This is a genomic window from Peribacillus suis (genome assembly GCF_059384845.1).
In genome coordinates, this window is record NZ_CM182019.1 from 3,052,163 (window position 1) to 3,076,387 (window position 24,225).

Annotated in this window: 18 protein-coding genes and 1 other annotated feature; of the genes, 9 read left to right on the plus strand and 9 right to left on the minus strand. The window is 42.3% G+C overall.

Going from position 1 to position 24,225, the window contains the following annotated elements; all coding sequences use genetic code 11:
* Positions 1-117: 117 nt before the first annotated feature.
* Positions 118-597, plus strand: a complete 480-nt coding sequence (locus AC503W_RS14885; RefSeq protein ID WP_427686796.1) for a GAF domain-containing protein — start codon at positions 118-120, stop codon at positions 595-597.
* Between the two features lie 141 nt (positions 598-738).
* Positions 739-2,538, plus strand: coding sequence for an IS1182 family transposase (locus AC503W_RS14890; protein WP_494914685.1), 1,800 nt, complete (start codon positions 739-741; stop codon positions 2,536-2,538).
* Here the strand turns inward: AC503W_RS14890 and AC503W_RS14895 are convergent.
* A complete protein-coding gene (locus AC503W_RS14895; protein WP_427688371.1) occupies positions 2,535-4,409 on the minus strand; it encodes a sensor domain-containing diguanylate cyclase in 1,875 nt (624 codons plus the stop codon). The two genes, AC503W_RS14890 and AC503W_RS14895, sit on opposite strands and share 4 nt — an antisense overlap.
* A 481-nt stretch (positions 4,410-4,890) precedes the next feature.
* On the opposite strand from AC503W_RS14895, the gene rpsD reads away from it, so the two are divergent.
* Positions 4,891-5,493 carry a 30S ribosomal protein S4 gene (rpsD, locus tag AC503W_RS14900; protein ID WP_402874922.1) on the plus strand — a complete coding sequence of 201 codons (603 nt, stop codon included), beginning with the start codon at positions 4,891-4,893 and terminating at the stop codon, positions 5,491-5,493.
* 94 nt (positions 5,494-5,587) lie between these two features.
* Here rpsD and tyrS read toward each other — a convergent pair whose 3' ends face one another.
* A complete protein-coding gene (tyrS, locus tag AC503W_RS14905) occupies positions 5,588-6,844 on the minus strand; it encodes a tyrosine--tRNA ligase (RefSeq protein WP_402874919.1) in 1,257 nt (418 codons plus the stop codon).
* Positions 6,845-6,916: 72 nt separating this feature from the next.
* Positions 6,917-7,136, minus strand: a binding site (T-box leader).
* 140 nt (positions 7,137-7,276) lie between these two features.
* Here tyrS and AC503W_RS14910 point away from each other — a divergent pair.
* Positions 7,277-10,165, plus strand: a complete 2,889-nt coding sequence (locus tag AC503W_RS14910) for a transglycosylase domain-containing protein (RefSeq protein ID WP_402957752.1) — start codon at positions 7,277-7,279, stop codon at positions 10,163-10,165.
* A 77-nt stretch (positions 10,166-10,242) separates the two neighbouring features.
* Here the strand turns inward: AC503W_RS14910 and acsA are convergent, their stop codons facing one another.
* Complete coding sequence (acsA, locus tag AC503W_RS14915) at positions 10,243-11,961, minus strand: acetate--CoA ligase (protein WP_427650679.1); 1,719 nt, start codon at positions 11,959-11,961, stop codon at positions 10,243-10,245.
* Between the two features lie 322 nt (positions 11,962-12,283).
* Between acsA and AC503W_RS14920 the strand changes: the two genes are divergently transcribed.
* From AC503W_RS14920 to AC503W_RS14930, 3 genes are read left to right on the plus strand one after another with little or no spacing between them, the layout of a single operon-like run.
* Positions 12,284-12,916 (plus strand): GNAT family N-acetyltransferase, encoded by a 633-nt coding sequence (locus AC503W_RS14920; protein ID WP_402874910.1) that lies wholly within the window; start codon positions 12,284-12,286, stop codon positions 12,914-12,916.
* A gap of 28 nt (positions 12,917-12,944) precedes the next feature.
* Positions 12,945-13,595, plus strand: a complete 651-nt coding sequence (locus AC503W_RS14925) for an acetoin utilization AcuB family protein (RefSeq protein WP_402874907.1) — start codon at positions 12,945-12,947, stop codon at positions 13,593-13,595.
* Entirely contained in the window at positions 13,588-14,766 is a 1,179-nt protein-coding gene (locus AC503W_RS14930) for an acetoin utilization protein AcuC (RefSeq protein ID WP_494914690.1), read from the plus strand. The genes AC503W_RS14925 and AC503W_RS14930 overlap by 8 nt, the downstream gene beginning before the upstream one ends.
* A gap of 91 nt (positions 14,767-14,857) precedes the next feature.
* On the opposite strand, the gene ccpA is transcribed toward AC503W_RS14930, so the two are convergent.
* The gene (gene ccpA / locus AC503W_RS14935; RefSeq protein WP_402874904.1) at positions 14,858-15,859 is read right to left on the minus strand and encodes a catabolite control protein A; all 1,002 of its coding nucleotides are present in this window, start codon (positions 15,857-15,859) and stop codon (positions 14,858-14,860) included.
* Positions 15,860-16,201: 342 nt separating this feature from the next.
* Entirely contained in the window at positions 16,202-17,278 is a 1,077-nt protein-coding gene (locus AC503W_RS14940; protein WP_402874901.1) for a bifunctional 3-deoxy-7-phosphoheptulonate synthase/chorismate mutase, read from the minus strand.
* 244 nt (positions 17,279-17,522) lie between these two features.
* Between AC503W_RS14940 and AC503W_RS14945 the strand changes: the two genes are divergently transcribed.
* The gene (locus AC503W_RS14945) at positions 17,523-19,664 is read left to right on the plus strand and encodes a cell division protein FtsA (RefSeq protein WP_494914693.1); all 2,142 of its coding nucleotides are present in this window, start codon (positions 17,523-17,525) and stop codon (positions 19,662-19,664) included.
* 69 nt (positions 19,665-19,733) lie between these two features.
* Here the strand turns inward: AC503W_RS14945 and ytxJ are convergent, their stop codons facing one another.
* The 3 genes from ytxJ to AC503W_RS14960 form a co-directional block, all read right to left on the minus strand.
* Positions 19,734-20,060, minus strand: a complete 327-nt coding sequence (gene ytxJ / locus AC503W_RS14950) for a bacillithiol system redox-active protein YtxJ (RefSeq protein ID WP_402874895.1) — start codon at positions 20,058-20,060, stop codon at positions 19,734-19,736.
* Between the two features lie 117 nt (positions 20,061-20,177).
* Positions 20,178-20,759: a YtxH domain-containing protein gene (locus tag AC503W_RS14955; protein ID WP_402874890.1), complete on the minus strand. Its 582-nt coding sequence runs from the start codon at positions 20,757-20,759 to the stop codon at positions 20,178-20,180.
* Between the two features lie 47 nt (positions 20,760-20,806).
* A complete protein-coding gene (locus AC503W_RS14960; protein WP_402874888.1) occupies positions 20,807-21,316 on the minus strand; it encodes a DUF948 domain-containing protein in 510 nt (169 codons plus the stop codon).
* A gap of 224 nt (positions 21,317-21,540) precedes the next feature.
* Here AC503W_RS14960 and AC503W_RS14965 point away from each other — a divergent pair, with 224 nt between their 5' ends.
* Positions 21,541-22,653, plus strand: coding sequence for an aminopeptidase (locus AC503W_RS14965; protein WP_402874883.1), 1,113 nt, complete (start codon positions 21,541-21,543; stop codon positions 22,651-22,653).
* 69 nt (positions 22,654-22,722) lie between these two features.
* On the opposite strand, the gene murC is transcribed toward AC503W_RS14965, so the two are convergent.
* Positions 22,723-24,027 (minus strand): UDP-N-acetylmuramate--L-alanine ligase, encoded by a 1,305-nt coding sequence (gene murC / locus AC503W_RS14970; protein ID WP_427650681.1) that lies wholly within the window; start codon positions 24,025-24,027, stop codon positions 22,723-22,725.
* Positions 24,028-24,225: the final 198 nt, after the last annotated feature.

A 24,225-nucleotide genomic window follows, 5' to 3' on the forward strand; every position in this document is an offset into this window, starting at 1 on the left:
TGGATTAATTCTGTATGAAACCGGCCAACTCCTTTAGTAAGTTCTCGACAATTTCTCTTCATCCAGTGGCTTGTCAAGAAAGTCCTGTAATATAATGCGGAAGACAGGTGAATCCTTTTGTTTAATGTCGAAATGTATCAAGGAAATAAAGTAGAAAACTATGCGCTCGTACAAAAACAGCTCATAGCCCTTATCGAAGATGAACCGAACATGATTGCCAACTTAAGTAATGCATCCGCCTTGCTCAACCAATTCTTGGGCGAAATCAATTGGGTTGGATTTTATTTACTCGAAAAAGACGAATTGGTCTTAGGTCCTTTCCAAGGCCTTCCAGCGTGCGTCCGCATTCCAATCGGCAAAGGTGTATGTGGGACCTCAGCAGCTGAGCGGAAAACCATGAGGGTTGAGGACGTCCATCAATTCCCGGGACATATTGCCTGCGATGCTGCCACGAGATCGGAAATAGTCGTCCCGCTCATGAAGGATGGCAAGCTAATTGGCGTGCTTGATATCGACAGCCCGATCCCAAACCGATTTGATGAAAGCGATCAACAAGGGTTGGAGAAAATAACGGACATCCTTTGCAACTATTTATAGAAACAAGACGAAGGGGCTGTCCCAAAAGTCAGGAAAATGACTTTTAGGGCAACCCTTTTTTTATGAAATTTATGCACAAAAAAATCGCCCTTTTTAGTAAAATGAAGTTACCACACACCATTTACGAAAGGACGATTTTTTATGAGCAATCCAAAGATCACTACAGAAAATTATAACATGGAACAAACTATACTACCACTCACCATTCAAGAGGAAACTACGGAAACTACCGTTCCTCAAAAACGAAATTCTACACCTACTTTTATTCCCTATGATAACCAACAAACCACTGTTATTTTTGACATTCAGGATCTCATTCCGGTTCACCACGTGGCGCGTGTGATTGATCAAATGATTGAATCAGTAGAAGATAATGTCTTTTTTGAGCACTATAATGGTGGCGGACGTAGCTCTTACCATCCTAAAATGATGACGAAAGTCATTTTGTATGCCTATTCTCAAAAAGTCTATTCCTGTCGTGAAATCGCCAAACTGGTTAAAGAAAATATCCCAACAATGTGGCTGGCTGCCTTGCAAAAACCGGATTATCGAACGATTAATCGATTTCGCACACAACAAATGGATAAGCTCCTTCCGAAGCTATTTGAAGAAATGATCCATCAACTAATAGAAGAAAAGCACGTCACAATGGAGAACTATTTTCTAGACGGAACAAAGATTGAAGCAAGCGCAAACAAGTATTCATTTGTGTGGAAAAAGGCGACGACCAAATTTGAGGCGAAGCTGCAAGAAAAAATCGAAGAAACGTACCAACAGATTCAGACCATTGCAAATGAAGAGGGTCTTGAACTGTCTACTCAAGATGAAACCTCCTCATTAACGGCAGAGGAAAAACTAACTCAAATAGAAAAAGCATTAGTGGAAAAAGTTGAAAAGGAAACGAATGGTATCCAACTTGAAGAAGATGTCCAGGTACGAAAAGAAAAACGACGGGAACTCAGTCCGGTTAAGAAACTATTGAAATTAGTGCGCGAAGACTTAGGTCCACGATTAGTAAAATATAAACAACAAAATGCTCTATTTGGCGATCGAAATAGTTATTCTAAAACCGATACGGATGCGACATTTATGCGAATGAAAGATGATCATATGAATAACGGACAACTAAAACCTGGTTATAATATTCAAATGGCAACGGAAAATCAATTCATTCTTTTTTATACGATACATCAACGCCCAACTGATACGCGTTGTTTCAAGCCGCATATAGAGGCACTGAAGAATACATCGCTACCATTCCCGAAAAACGTCATCGCAGATGCCGGCTATGGCAGTGAAGAAAACTATCTCTACTCTTTGGAAGAAGAATTTGAAGCTTTGATTCCTTACAATACTTTTTTAACGGAACAAAAACGGAGCTATAAAAAAGATATTCGTCATGCGAGTAACTGGGCATATGATGAACAAAAGGATGAATACACCTGTCCAAATAACCGTAAGGTTTTATTTAAGCGTTACTCGACCCGTACGGATAAAAATGGATTCACACGTGACTTTAAAATTTATGAATGTGAGGATTGTACGGATTGCCCATTAAAATCTCAATGTACAAAGGCGACAGGAAATCGCCAAGTGCATGTTAATCCAGTTTATGAAGAATTAAAAGCGAAAGCAAAAGTGAACCTTTGGTCTGAATCGAATGCACAACTTTACGCTCGACGAAAAATCGAGGTAGAGAGTGTTTTTGGTCATATCAAGGGCAATAGGTCGTTCCGTCGCTTTTCGCTTCGGGGCTTAGCGAAAGTACAAACGGAGTTTGGCATCGTAGCCATGGCACATAATTTACTGAAGATAGCTGGGTTACGTCAGCTACTTTCAGTAAATTATTATAGAAATAGAAAAACAGGTGGAGAAAAACAACTCGTTTTTCTCCACCTGTTTTATTTTAGGGACTTATTAGACAGCCCCTTCGTCTTTTAAAGTCGCGATTCCTTTACATTCACCCTATTTTTCCCGGAGTTCTTCGCCATATACAACGCTTCATCCGCCCGTTTGAATACTTCCTTAACGTTATCGAACTGCTCTTTTGCCCAGTAAGAGACGCCACAGGAAATGGTCACTTTCGGACTGGATTCCTCCCCAACCTTATCTTTTAAACGTTCCGCAATCTTGACGCCAGTTTCCAAGGGTATGCGTGGGAGGTAAATGGCCATTTCTTCGCCACCCCACCTAGCCCCTATATCTGTATCACGGATGTTATGCTGAATGAGATTGGCAACCTGGATGAGGATATCATCCCCAACTTGGTGCCCATACGTGTCATTCACTTTCTTAAAGTTATCAATGTCAATAAGGATGAATGTCCCTTCTTCATCCACTTCCATCGACTGGGACATCTTATCATCGAGATAACTCCTTGAATATAGCCGAGTCAGATGATCTGTTATGACCATCTTTTCCAATTCTTCACGGAGCATGGAATTCGCCATGGCCAAACTTGAATGATGTATGAGTGATTGCAAAAGTTTGAACATTTCAAAGGAAAAGAAATAGGGTTCTTCGTGTAATACTAAGGCAAAACCCTTAACATCGTTGCTTTCCATCATCGGAACAGCCATCAGGGAGTGATACCTCACATCAACACCCGGGCATTTCACGCTTAAGTCCCCTATAAATAATGATTCCTTGTCTTTATCAATCTTGTCTTTCATGAATGATACATACAGTTCCGATTCCTCTGAATCAAAAAAATCAGAGCTTCCTGTCAATAAATTCACGTTTTCCCCTGGCAGAAGCAAGATAAAACCTGTCTGGTCTGCGTCAAAGGACTTCATGATTTGCTGTTTCATATACTCCATCGTCTCACTTAAGCGTAGATTGGAATTCAAATGGTGAGATGTTTCGTTAATCAACTGCAAATCCGATACGAGACGTTTCGATTGCTGATACAATTGGGCATTTTCCAGGGCACTTCCGGCAGTATTCGCCAATAACGCAATGAACTCGATTTCGCTTTCAGGAAACATGAGCGTGTTAGGCGCAATGACTTGCAAAACCCCATATACCCCCTGTTTACCTTTTAGAGGTGCATATAAGATAGAATGATCGTCAGAGGGGTGATCATCGAATTGTATGGTGCCTGTTACATAAGCTTGCAGGGCCGCCACATTCTCGCTATCATATTCTAGATCCTTAATCGGTAGATTTTCATGACTATCATTATCATGGGAGAGAAGCAGGAAATAATCAAAGGTTGGATACACGGTATGCAAGGTCGAAATGATTTCTCCCAAGACCGCATCCATATTCATCGAAGAATGGAACTTTTCCGTGACCTTGAACAACCGTTTATTCCGTTTCTCCTCGACTGACATCTTGGAAATTGATAAAGCCGATTTCAAGATGGTTGCGAATTCTCCTGCAAAATCAGTCCCTTGCTCCTCTGTCAGACTCCTGAAAGAAATCCCTTGTTCTTTCAGGGCTATCAATCCGTTGACCTTCCCCTGATCCCAAAGAGGAATGATCGTTTGGAAATCTCGGAAATCCTTCGGCATAAATACAAACGATGCTTCGTCATTCTTATTTTCGTTCATTGCCTTCTCAATATGTTCCTGTGCGGGCGCCTTCATAATATAGTCCTCAACACTGCCTGTCGAAGCCTCTTTATAATATTGTAGCTTCCACTCATCAAATTTAAAGAAAGATACCTCTTCCATATAAAGCTGCTCTTTTGTCTCTATTAAAAAAACTTCTAAAAACTTCTGGAAATGGAGGTCCCCTTCCGAACTTTTCATATGCTGAAAGAAAAGTATCCTTAATTCATTCAATAACTGCACTGTTTTAATCTTCATCTCCATCATCCCTATATCACAGCCTATTTTTAAGCAAACTTATAAATACGAAATATTTAAAAATTATTAGTCCAAAAGAACTACATGTAATCAAGATCATACCATATCTCCCTGAAATAATGGAAACGATTGACAATATTCATTTTAGGTTATTACTTTATTATAACGCTTCTACCCTGAAATTTCTCCCTTATTCTAGTATTTTTTATAAGATTTTGAATTTCATTCTCTACCTAAATCATAATTATCATCCGATTCCGCTTGACTCACTTGGCAGAGTATTATACAATATTCCTTGTGTAAAATATTGCAGCCTATGTGACAGCCTTTATGTTCTCATTTTGTTCCTCCATACAGAGGTGTATCTCGTAACTCTCTGCTGCTAGGGCGAAGGTACATGAAAACAAAATGGTCATGATTGTTCATTCACACACGGTTTTTATTTTACCAAAATAAAAACATTCGAAGGAGGAGTCATCCTATGGCTCGTTATACTGGCCCAAGCTGGAAACTATCCCGTCGTTTAGGGATTTCCCTAACAGGTACTGGTAAAGAATTAGAAAAACGTCCTTACGCACCAGGACAACACGGTCCTAACCAACGTAGAAAAATTTCTGAATACGGAATGCAACTACAAGAGAAACAAAAACTTCGTCACATGTACGGAATCACTGAACGTCAATTCCGTTCAATGTTCGACCGCGCTGGCAAAATCAAAGGTGTTCATGGTGAAAACTTCATGGTTCTTCTTGAATCACGTCTTGATAACCTTGTTTACCGTCTTGGTTTAGCTCGTACACGTCGTCAAGCACGTCAACTTGTTAACCACGGTCACATCACTGTAGATGGAAAACGCGTAGACATTCCTTCTTACAAAGTGTCTCTTGGACAAGTAATCAGCGTTCGTGAAAAATCACGTAACTTCTCAATCATCAAAGAATCAGTTGAAGCGACTAACTTCGTTCCTGACTTCCTTACTTTCGATGCTGAGAAATTAGAAGGTACATTCACTCGTTTACCAGAACGTTCTGAATTGCCAGCTGAAATTAACGAAGCTCTTATCGTTGAGTTCTACTCTCGTTAATACCTTCGGAACCTCATCCTTGGATGGGGTTTTTTTTATGCTTGGAATTCAATACAAATAAAAGCCGGCTGGGATTCAGCCGGCTTTCTCTATCTTATTTCACTAATGTGTATTTCTTTTTCCCACGACGTATTAGGATGAATTCCCCTTCAATCTTAGCCTCTTCGTTAACGATATATTGTAAATCAGTGACTTTTTCTCCGTTGATGGAGATGGCCCCATTCTGGATATCTTCACGTGCTTGACGTTTAGATGGAGAAATCTTCGCTTCTACAATTAAGTCCACTAACGAAATATCTTCGTCACTTTCACGTTCAAAACTTGGAAAATCTTTAAACCCGACTTTAATTTCGGCCGCACTTAGATTCTTCACGTCACCACTGAATAAAGCAGCAGAGATTTTGATCGCTTGATCTAGAGCTTCTTGACCATGGATCATCCGTGTCATTTCTTCTCCTAAAGCTTTTTGCGCTTTACGTAAGTGCGGTTCGGTTTCCATGGATTTCTCTAAGTCCTCAATGACTTCACGTGACAAGAATGTGAAGAACTTCAAGTATTTCACGACATCAGCGTCCGCTGTGTTAATCCAGAATTGGTAAAATTCATAAGGCGTCGTTTTTTCTGGATCCAACCAGATTGCTCCGCCTTCCGTTTTCCCAAACTTCGTGCCATCCGCTTTAGTTACAAGTGGAATTGTCATGCCGTAAGCTTTTGTCTCTTCATCATGCGACTTGCGGATCATTTCAAGTCCTGTGGTGATATTCCCCCACTGATCGCTTCCACCAATTTGCAGCTTACAGTTATGATTGTCGTACAAGTGGTTGAAATCAATGCCTTGTAAAATTGTGTACGCAAATTCAGTAAAGGAAATTCCTGTTTCCAAACGAGAAGCAACCGTATCTTTGGCAAGCATGTAATTCACACCAATATATTTTCCATAATCACGCAGGAACGTCACCATATCAATTTTGCCGATCCAGTCATAGTTATTAACCATCACTGCACCATTTTCACCTTCAAATTCGAAGATTTGGGAAAGCTGTCCCTTAATGCAGTCTGCATTATAAAGAACCTTTTCCAACGTTTGCAGCTGTCTTTCTTCTTTCTTACCACTTGGATCTCCGATGAGACCAGTCGCTCCGCCCACAAGCACAACAGGACGGTGTCCATGCTTTTGGAACCGGCGCAATGTTAAGAATGGAAGCAAATGCCCAATATGCATGCTATCTGCAGTTGGATCCACCCCGCAATATAGGGAAATCTTTTCTTTATCCAAAATATCCTTGAGTCCTTCTTCATCCGTTTGTTGGTACATGATTCCCCGCCACTCGAGATCCTTAAGTAATTCCATTCCATTTTTCCTCCTTCATATATATCCTGAAAATTTCCGCAAAAACCATACAAAAACGCCCCTTCATATAAATGAAGGGACGAATAAATTCGCGGTACCACCCAACTTGAGGACAAAAATATGCCCTCCGCTCGAGACGAATAACGGTCGTCACCCGTTTGTCGCTACTAATTTAGGTTCACAACAAATGCTCAAGGAAGTAATTCATCTCACTATTTGTACCGGTTTTCACCAACCACCGGCTCTCTAAAACAGGGATAGCTTAACTACTGGGTCCTATCATCGCTAATTCAATAAAGATAATACTAAATTTTTATCATACCTGCCGTACATTGTCAACAGCACCCTAGCTGAAGCCAGAAAAATGTAGAAGTTTCCTTTTTACCTAGATGTTATATGCTATAATATATGTGATTTCAGGGGGTTGATACGATGAATAATAATCAAAAAGATAGAATTCAATCGGCATGGAAACAAGTGAACCGATTTTTCAAAAGTGAAAAAACAATAAGGAATGCCAGAGTCTCCTACCAAGTGGTTTGGAATTTGACATTGATCGTAATTATTGTTGGAATTCTAGGCTTTTCATTCGCCGGTGGTGTTGGAGCCGGCTATTTCGCTGCCCTCGTCAAGGATGAGCCAGTGCGCTCAAAAGAAGATTTAAAAAAGGATATTTATAATTATGAAGAGACCTCTGAGATATATTTTGCAGATAAAGTATATCTAGGCAAGCTCACAAGCGATCTTGAGCGTGAAGAAGTGTCCATCGATAAAGTTTCCGATCACCTGAAGAACGCCGTCATCGCTACGGAAGACGAGTACTTTTATGAACACGATGGCGTTGTACCAAAAGCGATTCTCCGGGCGGTTTATCAAGAATTTTCGAACGCGGCCGTCCAATCCGGGGGAAGTACGTTAACACAGCAACTCATCAAGAACCAAGTGTTGACAAACGAAGTCTCCTTCGAACGAAAAGCAAAAGAAATTTTACTAGCACTCCGGGTGGAAAAGTTCTTTGAAAAAGAAGAGATATTAGAGACTTACCTAAATGTCTCCACTTTGGGAAGAAATTCATCAGGCAGAAACATTGCTGGTGTCCAAGCAGCAGCGGAAGGGATTTTTGGTAAAGACGCCAAAGACTTGAATCTCGCACAATCTGCTTTCATTGCCGGGTTGCCACAAAGTCCTTTTGGCTATACTCCCTATACGCAACAGGGAGAGATCAAGGATGATCTCGAACCAGGCATCAACCGGATGAAAACCGTATTGAAAAGGATGCACAGCAACGGATACATAACAAAGAAACAATACGAAAAAGCCAAAACATACGATATCACAAAAGACTTTATTGGCAAGAAAACATTACCTACCGAGAAATATCCATGGCTTACCTATGAAATTGAAAAACGATCTATCGATATCCTATCAGTCTACCTTGCAAAAGAAGATGGATATGAAGAAAAAGATTTAAAAAATGATGATTTGCACGAGCAATACCTAGCGCTAGCAGATCGAAACTTGCGTCAAAACGGCTATAAAATCTATTCGACCATCAATAAGAAAATCTATAATAAAATGCAGAAAGTGACGAAAAACTACCCGAACTTCGGATATGATAAAAACCAAACCATCATCGATCCCGATACGAAAGAATCGAAAATCGTTCAGGAACCGGTTGAGACTGGTGCCGTCCTCATCGAAAACAAGACAGGTAAAATCATCAGTTTTGTCGGCGGACGAGACTTTAAACGGGAACAGACCAACCATGCAACCGCAGCACTCCGCCCAAATGGATCGACGATGAAGCCGCTTCTCGTATTTGGCCCAGGCATCGATCTCGGGAAGATCTCACCAGGAAGCGTGACGTCCAATGTCCCTGTCTCCATACCGGATGGAAGCGGAAGGTTATGGAAGCCTAGGAACTACGGCGGTGGAAGCCTTACTGGTATAGCGACAGCCCGGGAGACTCTAAAGAACTCGTATAATATCCCGACCGCGCTATTTTATATGAAAATTCTTAACCAGAATCCTGTTTCCTATTTAGAAAAAATGGGCTTCACAAGCCTATCCAAATCCGATTACAGCAATCCATCCCTGTCTTTGGGCGCAATGACAAATGGCGTAACCGTAGAAGAAAATGTCAATGCCTATACCACTTTTGCCAACTCGGGTGAATTCATCGATGCCTACATGATCGATAAAATCGAATCCAAAGACGGCGAAGTCATCTACCAGCATAAAGTGAAGCCAGTTGAAGTTTTCTCACCACAGGCTGCCTACTTGACACTTGATATGATGCGGGATGTCGTAAACAGCGGTACGGCCGCTTCCGTCAAAAACCGCCTTGCCTTCTCCAGTGACTGGGCTGGCAAGACCGGGACCGGACAGGATTATAAGGATGCATGGTTCGTAGCCACTAACCCGAATGTGACGTTCGGCACTTGGATTGGTTATGATACACCTAAATCTTTGCAAGGAACATACAATGGCCTCCAGTACAATAACCGTAATATCTATTATTGGGCCGACTTAATGAATGCTGCCTATGAAGTGGATTCGAAGCTGGTGGATCCTGACAAACGCTTTGAAATGCCTGGGGGAATCGTCAGTCGTTCCTTCTGTGCAGCAACAGGACTTCTGCCATCAGACTCCTGTCAAAAAGCAGGGCTTGTTAAGACAGACTTATTCATTTCAAACCAAGTCCCAGCTAAAGGCGACGCTAGTTTGATAGATGGTCAATATGTTTCAGTCGGAAGCAGACGTTATGCTGCCCTTTCAGAAACACCAAGTGAATTCACAAGTGGAGGGTTTATGTTGGATCCCAAGTCCATTGATGAAATCGGATTAAAATACGTGGATGATCCCGGCGCCTTGATACCAGGTGGCGAGAAATGGGGAGATATCGCGGGTACAAGTGCGACGCTCAACGATAATGGAAAAGTGCCCGATCCCCTTTCCGTCACGGTGACTGATACGATCATTACCTGGGGTCTCCATCCTGAAGGAGATGTGGTTGGCTATCGCGTTTACCGTAATGGACAGAAAGTCGCCAGCATCAGTGCCGGTTCAGATTTGGTCTATAAGGCAAGTGCTGATGGAGGTTCTTATTACGTAACCGCCGTAGACATTGTCGGGAAAGAATCCGCTCCATCACAAAGCGTTCAGACTGTCGCTAAAAAGTCGAGCACCTTCGTGAATAAGAAGGATACGGAAACTGATTCCAGCGATCAAGAAAAAGACGAAAAAAAAGAAGATACAAAAGATAAAGATCACGACATTACTGATAAAGTCGAAAAGGATATAGCGGAAGAAGAGGAATGAAACACCCCTGCTTCCCATCTGAAAAAGAGGCAACCGGGAAGTTTCCGGTTGCCTCTTTTTTTGATAATGTAGCACTTTTAGTCTTCCATGGATGATAAATCACCAGTCGGCAAATCCAGTTCCCAAGCTTTCAGGACACGACGCATGATTTTACCGCTTCTGGTCTTAGGAAGCTTATCACGGAACTCGATTTCACGAGGTGCTGCATGGGCCGCCAATCCATGCTTCACAAATTGCCGGATTTCATCTATTAATCCATCATTCGCAACATACCCATCACGGAGGGCAATGAATGCTTTAATAATCTCGCCACGGACTGGATCCGGCTTTCCAATGACCCCTGCTTCCGCAACGGCCGGATGCTCAAGCAGCTTACTTTCCACCTCAAACGGACCGACCCTTTCACCAGCTGTCATGATGACGTCATCGACACGACCTTGAAACCAGAAGAATCCCTCTTCATCCATGAAGGCAGAGTCCCCTGATACATACCAGTCACCTGGCATGAAGTACGATTCAAACTTCGACTCATTATTCCAGACCGTCTTCATCATGGATGGCCACCCTTTTTTAATAGCAAGGTTCCCCATTCGATGTGGAGGCAGTACGTTTCCTTGATCATCCACGATAGCCGCCTCCACGCCTGGAATCGGTTTACCCATCGAACCGGGTTTGATTTCCAGGCAGGGGTAATTACAGATAAGCTGGGCGCCAGTCTCCGTCATCCACCACGTATCATGTATGCGTCGATTAAATACTTTCATTCCCCAACGCACCACTTCAGGATTCAACGGCTCCCCTACACTAAGGACATGACGAAGTGAACCCAAATCGAAACGTTTGACGATCTCATCCCCTGCCCCCATCAACATCCTGAAGGCAGTCGGTGCGCTATACCAGACCGAAACCCCGAATTCCTCAAGCGTCTTGTACCATGACTCAGGCTTGAAACGACCACCTACGACCACATTTGAAGTACCGGTTAGCCATGGTCCGAAAATACCATAGGACGTCCCTGTCACCCATCCGGGATCCGCTGTGCACCAATATACGTCATCCTCCTGTAAATCGAGGACCCATTTAGCCGTTTGATAATGCTGGATCATCGCATTATGTACATGAAGCACCCCTTTTGGCTTACCCGTTGACCCGGATGTGTAGTGAAGAATCAATCCATCTTCACGATCCACCCATTCAATGTCAAAGTGCTTGTCGGCTTCTTTTACTTTTTTATTGAAGTTATGGTATTTCCCTTCCTCCTGGATGTTCTCCCCCACTAAGAAAATATGTTTTAAATGGGGCAGGTCGTCTACCGGTACACGAGGCAACAATTCAGGTGTCGTCACCAATACGCTCGCTTCACTGTCTTCAAGGCGATCCCGCACCGCCCCCTCCATGAAGGCTTCGAATAGTGGCCCGACGACAGCTCCCGTTTTGATTGCACCGAGCAACGCAAAATAAAGTTCCGGGGACCGTGGCATGAAAATGAAAACGCGGTCTCCCTTCTTCACTTCAGCAAGGTTCTGAAATACATTGGCCGCTTGGTTTGTGTATTCTTTCATTTCCTTAAAGGTATACTTCTCGTTTCTTTTTTCATCTTTAAAATAAAGGGCGATTTTATTCTTTCTGTATGTCTCAGCATGTCGGTCAATGGCTTCATAAGCAAGGTTCACTTTTCCGGTTTCGGACCAGGAGAATTCCTTCTCCGTTTCAGACCAGTCAAAATGCTTGTACTTCTCATCGTAATTCACTAAATTATAATTGCCCCGCACTGCTGGTAGCGCTTTCATATTCATACAAATAATCCCCCTTCTTTTTGCTTTATAGCTCTTATTATAGTATAAAAAACTATTTTTCTCAATTTTTAAAATATTTACCTTTTTATAAATTCAAGGAAAATATTTCTTGATATTTTTGAACATTCAGGGTAAATCTTGGTATAGTTAGTTAGGAATGGCTTTATCCTTTCATTCTTCAGGCTCAACTGTAACAAAAGGTTTAAAAATGAGAGAGCTTTCATCATCTTGTCACTTGTTTTTTATGTATAATTTATGTAAGGTTTCCATCTATTTGGATGATCAGTATACAAGATTGGTATTTTACTAAGGTGGTGAAGAAATGGAATATAGCAAGACCTATTACAAAAAAGAACTCCAGACATCAAGCGGAACACTTCTGATTGAAGGGCCGCTAACCGGAGAAATGATGGCCGGATACGATTTTCATGAAGACTTGGTCGCCTTTCGCCCTCCTGCACAACAGCATAAGGCATTGATTGAAATCGCCGATTTACCTGAGGGCCGAATCTTTATAGCCCGCGAGGAACGGACCATCGTTGGTTATGTGACTTATCTATATCCCGACCCATTGGAGCGCTGGTCAGAAATCAAGATGGATGACCTGATCGAGCTTGGTGCAATTGAAGTCATTCCCAAATACCGTGGTGCCGCTGTAGGAAAGAATTTAGTTCAGCTGTCTACGGAGGATGATTCGGTAGAGGACTTCATTATCATCACGACTGAATATTATTGGCATTGGGATTTGAGGGGGACGGGATTGAACGTTTGGGACTATCGAAAGGTCATGGAAAAAATGATGAGTGCTGGCGGGCTGGTTTATTATGCAACGGATGACCCGGAAATCAGTTCACATCCAGCAAACTGCCTGATGGCGCGTATAGGAAAGAGAGTGCCTCCGGAGTCCATCGAAAAGTTTGACCAATTACGATTCATGAATCGTTTCATGTATTAAAGAGGCGAGTAAAGAGGAGGAACTACGTATGATTGTTGAAAAAATAATGAATGAAGATGTCATTGCCTTAACACCAACAGATACCATTCATAGTGCTGTCTTAATCTTAAAAGAGAAACGGATTCGCCATATCCCAATTGTCGATGAAAGCTTTCACCTCGTCGGATTAGTTAGTGACCGTGACATACGAGACGCTTCTCCTTCTATTTTCCGCACCGAAGAATACAAAAAGGATTTAGAAAAATCACTGGGAAGTATCATGAAAACCGATATCATCACAGGACATCCCCTGGACTTTGTAGAAGAGATTGGTGCCGTATTTTGTGAAAATAACATCAGCTGTCTTCCCATCCTAAAGGAAAAAAGGTTAGTGGGCATCATAACCGGAACTGATTTGCTTCATTCTTTCGTTGAACTGACGGGAGTCAATCAGCCCGGTTCCCAAATTGAAATCAGGATTCCCAATACGGCGGGAACGCTACACGACATTACCTCCATCTTCAAATTGCGCAAAGCGAACATTCTGAGCACGCTTGTCTATCCCGAAAAAGATGAATCCGATTACAAGATTCTCGTTGTCCGGGTACAAACCATGAATCCATTCATGGTCGTGGAAGACTTAAAGAAAGAAGGCTATACCGTTTTATGGCCTTGCCTGCCAGGTGCGTCTCATGACTGATCAATCCTTGTTTGTCTATTCCGATGAATTGCTGACCTACAAATTCAATGACGAGCACCCATTCAATCAAAAACGGCTTCAGCTCACGCTGGACCTCCTAAAAAAACACCATGCCATCCGTGAAGATCAGATCATCAAGCCGCGAATGGCGACCGATGAGGAATTACAACTGGTTCATGACCAGCATTATGTAAACGCTGTCAGACTGGCTGGACAGGGAAAGCTTCTTCCCGAAAAAGCGGGAAACTATGGTTTAGGTACAGAAGATACCCCCATCTTTCCTAATATGCACGAAGCAAGTGCCCTGCTTGTTGGCGGAACCCTTACGGCGGTGGATGCCGTCATGACTGGTCAGTCCCTACATGCCCTTAACCTTGGCGGGGGGCTCCATCATGGTTTTCGAGGCAAAGCTTCAGGCTTTTGCATTTATAATGATAGCTCGGTCGCGATTAAATATTTACAAAAAAAATATGGTGCACGCGTCCTCTATGTCGATACGGATGCCCATCATGGTGATGGTGTACAGTGGTCCTTTTATGATGACCCTGAAGTCTGCACCCTTTCCATCCATGAAACGGGACGCTATTTGTTTCCCGGTACAGGCAATATCAATGAACGGGGGCAGGGCAAAGGCTATGGCTATTCGTTCAACATCCCGGTGGATGCATTCACGGAAGATGAATCATGGCTCGAATGCTATACAGCCGCATTCAAGGAAGTGATTGAATTCTTTAAGCCAGACGTCATCTTGACGCAAAACGGTGCTGATTCTCATTATTATGACCCACTCACCCACTTGTCGGCTACCATGAAGATTTATAGGGAAATCCCGAAATTAGCGCATGAAATGGCCCATAAGTATTGTGAGGGGCGCTGGATTGCCGTCGGTGGCGGTGGCTACGATATCTGGCGCGTCGTACCACGCGCCTGGTCCAGGGTCTGGCTCGAAATGACCAATAATGATATATCTGGACCCTTATCAAGGGAATGGATCGACACGTGGCAGCCTGAGGCTCCTGTGACCCTTCCGGATGAGTGGGATGACCTACAGGATATTTATGAACCCATTCCCCGGAAGCCGGCCATTACCGAGAAAAATGCCCAAACGCTCGAAAGAGCGCTCTACCCCATCCGTTCTAACAGACAAACGACCACCAGCACGGAGGATTAAATGGCCAAAAAAAGAGTGTTTCCAGTCTCCATTTCAAGACAAGTTTCACCTTATGAAAAGAGAGTGCCCATAAGGACACTCTCATACTGGATTATTTCGTTGATTGACGTTTTTCGATGCGGTGCGGCAGAATCACTTTTTCTTGCCCCTCCACCAATTCCTGATTCATCAATTTAGTTAGCAACCTCATGGATACGGCCCCGATATCGTATAAAGGCTGAACGATGGTCGTGATCTGCGGGCGGACCATCAAGGTTAACCGTGTATTGTCGAAGCTGATTACCTCAAAGTCCCCTGGTACATTAAACCCTTTATCCTGAGCGGCATGAACGATGCCAAGTGCCATTTCATCGGCTCCGACTATGATTGCTGTCGGCCGATCTTCGGCTTCAAGAAACTTATCAAATGATTCAATTCCTGAATCATATGTATAATCGCCTTCCACCAGTAAACTTTCATCGAAAGAAAGCCCCGCTTCTTTCAATCCCTGTTTGTAACCAGTTAATTTCTTCTCATTAATAGGCGCGGACAGATTCCCGCTCACATAACCTATTCGCTTGTGGCCATTTTTGGCAAAGGACATCACGGCATCAAACGCTGCCGCTTCATAATCAATATTGACCGATGGCACTTGCCCGCTTTCTTCGACGGAACCGGCCAATACGATGGGAACCGGTGAGTTCTTAAACTCCTTGACATGCTCGTCCGTGATGTTTCCACTCATGAATACGATACCATCTACTTGTTTACCTAGCATCGTATTCAATAAATGAAATTCCTTATCTATGTTTTCATCAGAACTGCTGAGAATGATATTGTATTTATACATGGACGCTATATCTTCAATACCACGTGCCAACTCCGCAAAAAAGATGCTGGAGATATCCGGAATCACGACACCTACCGTCGTTGTCTTCTTGCTGGCTAGCCCACGTGCCACTGCATTAGGGCGATACCCTAACCGGTTAATCACATCTGCGACTTTTTTCCTTGTCGCAGGTTTAACATTCGGATTCCCGTTTACTACGCGAGAAACGGTGGCCATCGAAACATTTGCTTCGCGGGCCACATCATAAATGGTTATATTATTCATTATTACATTCCTCCATTTGTTTCATTTTTTCCAATAAAGCATCAAATATTTCAAAGAAGATTCTATTATACGTATTTTTCTTATACGGAAAATTAATCGGTTAACGGAAGTCTTTCTATTAATTTTTATATAAGCATAGCTTATATAGATATCTTCATTATGTATGATTCTAACTCAGAACAGTCCTCATCTTTTAACTTATCATACGATAGTAGAATGCTTCCTGCAATCCAATAGTGTCTTTTTCAGGACTTTTTCTGCAAAAACAAGTATTTTACCATTAAAAAAAGCCCTTGCCAAGATGGTAAGGGCCGAATGTACATATATTTCAAATATTCTTTCTTAAACCGTTACCCAGTTCAATCGTTTAATTTCGTTATAGAAATCATCAAATTGCTTGAAGTCCATCTGCTGTGCAGAATCAGATAAAGCAACAGAAGGATCTGGATGAACTTCCGCCATCACTCCATCTGCACCAATGGCAAGAGCTGCTTTAGCCGTTGGAAGAAGAAGGTCACGACGTCCGGTAGAATGGGTTACATCCACCATGACAGGTAAATGCGTTTCTTGTTTCAAGATCGGAACAGCAGAAATATCAAGCGTATTTCTTGTTGCTTTTTCGTACGTACGGATACCACGTTCACAAAGGATGATGTTTCCATTACCCTGCGACATGATGTATTCCGCTGCATGGATGAATTCTTCGATCGTAGCTGCAAGTCCACGTTTTAGAAGGACTGGTTTGTTTACGGCACCTGCCGCTTTCAATAAATCGAAGTTTTGCATGTTACGTGCACCGATTTGGATGACATCGATATGTTCAACCGCTGCTTCCATATCATTTGCACTTACGATTTCACTGATGACTGCCAAACCATATTCATCTGCAACCCGCTTAAGGATCTGTAATCCCTCTAAACCAAGTCCTTGGAAGTCGTATGGCGATGTACGCGGTTTGAATGCACCACCACGCATAAGCTTCAGGCCTTTTGCTTTGATGACTTCAGCAACTGCAGCCGTTTGTTCATAAGATTCCACGGCACATGGACCGAATACGAAACTAGGAATCCCGTTCCCGATAAGTTCACCTTTGATGTCGATGATTGTATCTTCCGGTTTTTGTTTTCTGGAAACAAGAAGCGTCTTCTTCTGATCATCTTTTTGAAGTTCTAAGCCTAATTTAAAGATTTCCTTGAAGATATGTTTAATCGAACCTAGGTCAAGAGGACCTTGATGATTCGCTTCAATAAGATCCAACATGATTCTTTCACGGACTGGATCGTAGCGGTTTACGCCCTGTTTTTCTTTAACGCGGCCGATTTCCTGTACTAGTCCCGCCCGTTGATTAATCAGTTGCAATAACTGAAGGTTTACATCATCCAATTGATTACGCAATCCATCAAGCTCTCTATTGCTCATTCCAAATCCATCCCTTCGATTTTAAAAATATCAACGATTTCACGATGGAAAACCCGTACTTTTTACCTGTTCGAATTTTCACTCATTTCAATCGATAATTTAAGCTATGAAAATTTTATAATAATTCATGTATAATTAAAAACAATTATAAATGAAATTCTTGTAAATGTCACTACTTTTTTCTTTATTAATTAAACGCTTTTAAGTACTAAAGTAATATATTACATAAAAGAAGGTGTCACTGATGCACGAAAAAATGTTTGCCTTGGACATTGGAACGCGTTCCGTTGTAGGAATTATATTAGAAAAAGAACAGGAAAGCTATAATATTATCGATATTCTATCAGAAGAGCATTCGGAGCGGGCCATGCTGGACGGTCAAATACATGATGTTCTAGCTGTGGCTAAAGTCATCTCTCACATTAAGGGCAAACTGGAGGAAACTCACGGTCCCCTAAGAAAGGTTTCTGTCGCTGCAGCCGGTAGGGCATTGAAAACCGAACGGGCGAAGACGTCTGTCGATATAGTTGGGAAACCGATGCTGACACATGAGGATATCCTCCACCTCGAATTCAGTGCTGTCCAGGAAGCCCAGGCGACCGTGGCAGAACAATCAGAATCCCGGTCCACTTATTATTGTGTTGGTTATTCGGTTTTATACTATCGCCTCGATGGACAGGAAATCGGAAGCCTGATCGATCAGAGCGGGGAAGAAGCGTCAGTTGAGATCATCGCCACCTTCCTGCCCAAGGTCGTTGTGGAATCCCTTTTAGCTGCCTTGAAAAGATCGGGATTGGAAATGCAGGCTCTTACGCTTGAGCCGATTGCGGCCATCAATGTCCTCATCCCGGCCTCTATGCGCCGCCTTAACGTCGCCTTGGTCGATATAGGGGCGGGGACTTCCGATATCGCCTTGACCGATTCAGGGACCGTCATCGCTTATGGAATGGTACCAATCGCTGGGGATGAAATTACCGAGGCCATAAGTGACTACCTGCTCCTGGACTTTCCTCTTGCAGAAAAGGCGAAAAGGGAATTGCTCGATCAAGATTCGATAACGGTCACTGATATTCTTGGATTTTCCACCGAGATTGCCAAGAGTGATATCATCGAACATATTCATCCTGCACTCGATAGGTTGGCTGAAGCCATCCGTTTAGAAATTCTCTCCTTGAATAATGAGTGTTCACCAAAAGCGGTGATGCTTGTCGGAGGTGGAAGCCAAACACCGGAATTATGCCGACTTTTAGCTGAAAAACTAAACTTGCCAAGTAACCGTGTGGCAATCCGGGGCGTCGATGCGATCCAGAACCTTGGCATTTCGTCTGAAATCCAAAAAGGGCCTGAATTGGTAACACCGATTGGGATTGCCATTGCTGCCGATAAAAATCCGATTCAATACATGAGCATCACCGTTGACGGGCACCCCATCCGCTTGTTTGATATGAAACGAACAACAGTGGGGGATTGCCTGCTCACAGCAGGTATTAAGATGAGTTCTTTATATGGAAAACCCGGCATGGCCAAAATCGTCACGATCAACGGAAATCAATTTACCCTTCCCGGAAATCATGGAAAGAAATCGGTGATTACCTTAAACGGAACGGAAGCTTCTTTAGATGATGAAGTGAAGGATGAAGACGTCATCGTAACCTCAAAAGGGGAAGACGGTGAACCGGCCATTTTGCGCATACTCGATGTATTGGATGATATCCCTAGAAAAACCGTGATCCTTAACGGTACAAAGTATACCATCGAAGCCTCCATTACCAGAAATGGCAAAGTCGCCTCCATCCATGAATTAATCGAGGATCATGATCAAATAACTTGCAGGATACCAGTAACGATTAATGAGTTGATTAAAGAGCTTCACTTATCCGAACTTCTTGCTTGCCTTGAACCGTTATCTATTAAATTGAACGGAAAGTCCATTCAGCTTCCCTCGTGGACGGGTAAAATCAGCAAAAATGGACTGGCAACAAAACGGACGTACTCCTTTGAAGATGGCGATGAATTGGAAGTGGTAAATCCAGCCCCTCCTACTTTATTAGAGGTGATGGAAGCTTTACAAATCCAACATACCTACAACGTCCCTGTTTTTTTTGAAGGCAAACAAGTCATTCTGTCTAAAAATCTGGCAGAATTCAGACGCGGTGACGAGCGATTGAAAGATACGGACATCATCCAGCCAAATGATGACCTGAGTATGATCGAACATAAGGTGGAACCTTTTATCTTTCAAGACCTTTTCCGTCATGTTGAAATCTTTATGCCTACCACAGGGAATAGCCGATTCATTCTCATTAAAAATGAGCAGGAAACTACTTTTCACGATGAACTTGCCCCCGGTGACCAATTAAGAATCCTTTGGCCCACCACTAGTTGACATAGAAACAGTCTCATAAAATGAAAAAGGCAGGCATGTTGATTCAACAACACGCCTGCCTTTCATCATTTATTGAGAGATTGCTTTGCCTAGAGAATCTTCTGTAATTCTCCAATGGGATTCATTCCATGTAGGCGTGCCATTTTTAAATAGGATGGCTTGGGGGGATTGATGTTTGATTTCAAAAGTTTCCGCCACATGGTTGGAAAGCGGACGCGCTTCTTGCACGGCCAAGTAGGCCGTCTTTAACTCCGGGTGTTCAGCGATGAACTTTTGATAGTGCTCAAAAGCTTCCGCACTGACTGGGCAAGTAACACTATGCTTAAAAAGTAAAAAAAGATCTTCCGTTACGAGCTCATTGAATTGTTGTTCCGTTTCGATTTTAGTAAGTGTCATGTGTATTAACCCCTTTCGATTTCAGAAAAAAGACGATGAAGTCATCGTACCACTTCATCGTCTTTTTTGACAATTATTGTGCATACCTTCGCAAATATTGAGCGATTGAAGCATACATTATTTTTTTAATTTATTTTCGGTTTCATCAAAAGCTTTTTTTGCTTCATCTAATTTTAGCTTTGCCGTATTTTTGTTTCCGCTAGTCGGGTCGGCTTGTGTATTTTTTGACTTATTGTCTTTACTTTCAGGCATATTGGTTTCAACGGATACGATTTTCGAATCGGAAGTTCCCGTTACATCAATATCCTTATTGCTTGAGTTCGTAGTATCATTAGCTGCATCGCCATTTTCTTCTTTGCCCGTTTTTAGGTTCTTCACTTTATTGACGATATCTGAAGATTTACTAGAAACCAATTCAGTAACCGTTCCTGTTTTTTCTTTAGCGGTATCAGCCAAAACCGTACCTTTTTCCATCGCGGTTTGTCTTAGCTTCTCTGTTTTCTCGGAAAGGCTCTTAGCTTGTTCGTTGAAATCATTTCTTAATTCCTTGCCTGTTTTCGGAGCCATGAATAAAGCTGTAGCTGCTCCGATCATTCCGCCGATCAAGGCGCCGATCATGAAGTCCTTCGAATTGATGGAATCGCGTGCTTCCTCGTATGATTTTTGATATTCGCTTGTAGGATATTCTTTTTGCGTCATGTAACATTCTCCTTTCAAATTTGGGAATTTTTTTTATTTACCTGGTGTTAAGATCTAGATCGTAAAAACCTTTTTTTAGGTAGGTTATCTGTTTCAAGTGCTTCTCTTTCTATCTCTGCCTGTTCATATGCAGTTGGAGCGGTTTGCTTGTTCCTGGCCTTCCATTTATCACGGATTTCCATGGCCACGTTACTCCATTGAACGATTTGGGAAATTCGTTCTTGGTTGTTATCGATTTCTGCCTGCACTTTATTAGAAACCTTTTGGACGGATGTATTGAAGCTAGAGATGGAAGTACCTACATCTTTCACTGCATCCACCACTGTGTTCAGATTTTCAGATTTCTGTTGCAAGTCTTCTGCTAACGAGTTTGTTTTATGTAGTAGCTGGGTAGTTTCAACCGTTATGCCTTGCATTTGGCTTTCAAGTCCCGTCAGCGTCCGGGCCACGCTGTCCAAGGTAGTTTGTAGTGATGTGAGTACCTTTGTTAAGAAGATAACAAGGACCAGGAAAGCGATTGCTGCCACTGCAGCACTTACGTATAATATGATCTCCATTGGAACACCTCCGAAAAAAAATCGACATATTTAGTAACTGTTTAGTTATTAATTACCCCTTCCCCGTTATTATAAACGTATTTAATTTGTGAATATACCCTATCTATACCTGTTTTGGAAATATTGATAGCGAAAAATTTCGACTAATCGGGACCAATGGATGAAATTTCTACAGCTAATCAGGTATGATAGAATAATAAAACTAAATATTGGAGGTATTCTACATGAAAGATCCTAGAATCGAGATACTTGCACATAATCTGATAAATTATTCAGTGAAACTCCAAAAGGGTGAAAAACTCTTGATAGAAAACTTTGGATTGCAACGCGAACTGGTCAACGCCCTTGTAAAAGAAGCGTATGCAGCTGATGGGTACCCATTCGTCCTCTTAAAGGACCATCAAGTGGATCGCGCCTTATTAATGGGTGCACAGGAAGAACAATACAAGATGATGGGTGAATTCGAAGCGAACGTGATGAGCCAGATGGATGCATATATCGGGCTTCGTGCCGGAGATAATATCAATGAGCAATCCGATGTGCCCGCAGACAAAATGGCGATTCATGGTCAAACGATCGGAAAAGTACATAGAAATATCCGCGTTCCGAAAACGAAATGGGTCGTGCTCCGTTACCCGACGAATTCTATGGCTCAATTAGCCAAAATGAGTATAGAAGCTTTCGAAGATTTCTATTTCGAAGTCTGCAATCTCGATTATGGAAAAATGAGCGTAGCCATGGATAGCCTTGTTGATTTGATGGATAAGACCGATAAAGTCCGCTTAACTGGTCCCGGGACAGACTTATCTTTCTCCATCAAGGACATTAAAGCCATCAAATGTGCAGGTGAACTGAATATTCCTGATGGTGAGGTGTACACAGCACCTGTTAAGGACTCGATTAATGGGGTCATTTCTTACAATACTCCATCTCCTTATCAGGGCTTTACTTTCGAAAACGTGAAGTTAACATTCAAGGATGGAAAAATTGTTGAGGCGGTGGCCAATGATACTGAACGCATCAACAAAATCTTTGATACAGATGAAGGCGCCCGTTATGTCGGTGAATTTGCTATCGGTGTAAATCCTTATATTCTACATCCGATGCAAGATATCCTCTTTGATGAGAAAATTGATGGAAGTTTTCACTTCACCCCTGGACAATGTTATGATGACGCCTTTAATGGCAACCATTCGAGTATTCACTGGGACTTAGTCAATATCCAGCGCCCTGAATACGGCGGTGGGGAAATTTACTTTGACGATGTGCTGATCCGAAAAGATGGACGCTTTGTTCTACCTGAACTTGAATCATTAAATCCAGAAAATTTAAAATGACCTACTTCAAGCAGATCATGCTTGTGATTCCATAAAAAATGACCAACCCATTTATGGGTTGGTCATTTTTCATTTAACTTGCAGCGACTCCTCATAAGCAGCCTGGAATTTTTGAATATCCCCTGCACCCATGAATAGGACTACACTGTTTTTATGTTTTTGTAATTGCGTTGTTGTTTCCTCTGTAATAAGCTCGGCACCAGGAATTTTCTCCTGAAGATCTTCAATCGATAGTTTTCCATGATGTTCACGGGCAGATCCAAAGATTTCACATAAGTATACTTTATCGGCTAGATTCAGGCTGTCGGCAAACTCATCCAGGAATGCTTGCGTTCTTGAGAAAGTATGCGGTTGGAAGACCGCTACTATTTCATGCTCTGGATATTTTTGACGCGCTGAGTCAATGGTTGCTGAAATCTCTGTAGGATGATGGGCATAATCATCAATGATGATTTGACTCTCCATTTCCTTTTCGGAGAACCGGCGTTTTACGCCTTCAAAAGTGAGTAACTGAGCCTTCACGGCTTCCGTATCCAGGTTTTCATATTTACACAGTGCAATGACACCTAAAGCATTCAACACACTATGCTTGCCAAAAGTCGGAATGGAGAAAGTATCGTAATACGTGTTTCTCACATTCACATCAAATGTCGTTCCCTCCGGAGTGACGGAAACATTTTTCGCTTGAAAATCGTTTCCTTCCGCAAATCCGTAAAAAATGACCGGTACTTTTGCTTGAATATGCGGTAAATGCTCGTCGTCCCCGCATGCAATGATCCCTTTATTGACTTGTAGGGCCATCGTTTGGAATGCCTCGAACACGTCTTCCACATTGGCATAGTAATCTGGATGATCGAAGTCAATATTCGTCATGATTGCATAATCAGGATAATAAGAAAGGAAGTGACGGCGGTATTCACATGCTTCAAATACGAAGTAAGTAGAATCCACGATTCCTTTTCCAGTTCCATCCCCAATCAGATAGGATGTTGGTTTGGCACCACCCATGACATGGGCCAGCAAGCCTGTAGTCGACGTTTTACCATGTGCCCCGGTAACGGCAACACTTGTAAAGGTCTTCATGAAATCACCAAGAAAACGGTGATAACGTATCACTGGTAAACCAAGTTCCATTGCTTTCACGATTTCCGGATGGGTATCCGGGAACGCATTACCTGCAATGATGGTCATTCCAGGCTGAATGTTTTCCTCGTTGAAAGGAAGGATTTTTATCCCAGCTTTTTCTAACGCTATTTGTGTAAAGAATTCTTTTTCATAGTCGGAACCTTGCACTTGAATATTCATATCATGCAATATTTGAGCAAGCGCACTCATTCCCGAACCTTTGATACCCACAAAATGGTAAGCAGTCATATAACGAACCTCCACCAATCGTCTATCTGTATGACAGTATATGACGTCATGTTTATTTGTTTTTTCATTACGAAAACTTGCTCGAATTGTACTTTTCGCCTAGGTTTTTATACGTACTTTTTATTTATTCATCGACAAAAATATATTATATCACCTTTTTATTCATACATCCATGTCAGGGAGATGCCATTTTATCAA

Coding starts and splice junctions, on each gene's coding strand:
- murC (WP_427650681.1), bottom strand. CDS start 24,027: ATGACTGCTTACCATTTTGTGGGTATCAAAGGTTCGGGAATGAGTGCG.
- AC503W_RS14930 (WP_494914690.1), top strand. CDS start 13,588: ATGACTGATCAATCCTTGTTTGTCTATTCCGATGAATTGCTGACCTAC.
- tyrS (WP_402874919.1), bottom strand. CDS start 6,844: ATGGAATTACTTAAGGATCTCGAGTGGCGGGGAATCATGTACCAACAA.
- AC503W_RS14925 (WP_402874907.1), top strand. CDS start 12,945: ATGATTGTTGAAAAAATAATGAATGAAGATGTCATTGCCTTAACACCA.
- AC503W_RS14895 (WP_427688371.1), bottom strand. CDS start 4,409: ATGAAGATTAAAACAGTGCAGTTATTGAATGAATTAAGGATACTTTTC.
- acsA (WP_427650679.1), bottom strand. CDS start 11,961: ATGAATATGAAAGCGCTACCAGCAGTGCGGGGCAATTATAATTTAGTG.
- AC503W_RS14955 (WP_402874890.1), bottom strand. CDS start 20,759: ATGACGCAAAAAGAATATCCTACAAGCGAATATCAAAAATCATACGAG.
- ytxJ (WP_402874895.1), bottom strand. CDS start 20,060: ATGACACTTACTAAAATCGAAACGGAACAACAATTCAATGAGCTCGTA.
- AC503W_RS14940 (WP_402874901.1), bottom strand. CDS start 17,278: ATGAGCAATAGAGAGCTTGATGGATTGCGTAATCAATTGGATGATGTA.
- AC503W_RS14945 (WP_494914693.1), top strand. CDS start 17,523: ATGCACGAAAAAATGTTTGCCTTGGACATTGGAACGCGTTCCGTTGTA.
- AC503W_RS14910 (WP_402957752.1), top strand. CDS start 7,277: ATGAATAATAATCAAAAAGATAGAATTCAATCGGCATGGAAACAAGTG.
- AC503W_RS14960 (WP_402874888.1), bottom strand. CDS start 21,316: ATGGAGATCATATTATACGTAAGTGCTGCAGTGGCAGCAATCGCTTTC.
- AC503W_RS14920 (WP_402874910.1), top strand. CDS start 12,284: ATGGAATATAGCAAGACCTATTACAAAAAAGAACTCCAGACATCAAGC.
- AC503W_RS14890 (WP_494914685.1), top strand. CDS start 739: ATGAGCAATCCAAAGATCACTACAGAAAATTATAACATGGAACAAACT.
- rpsD (WP_402874922.1), top strand. CDS start 4,891: ATGGCTCGTTATACTGGCCCAAGCTGGAAACTATCCCGTCGTTTAGGG.
- ccpA (WP_402874904.1), bottom strand. CDS start 15,859: ATGAATAATATAACCATTTATGATGTGGCCCGCGAAGCAAATGTTTCG.
- AC503W_RS14965 (WP_402874883.1), top strand. CDS start 21,541: ATGAAAGATCCTAGAATCGAGATACTTGCACATAATCTGATAAATTAT.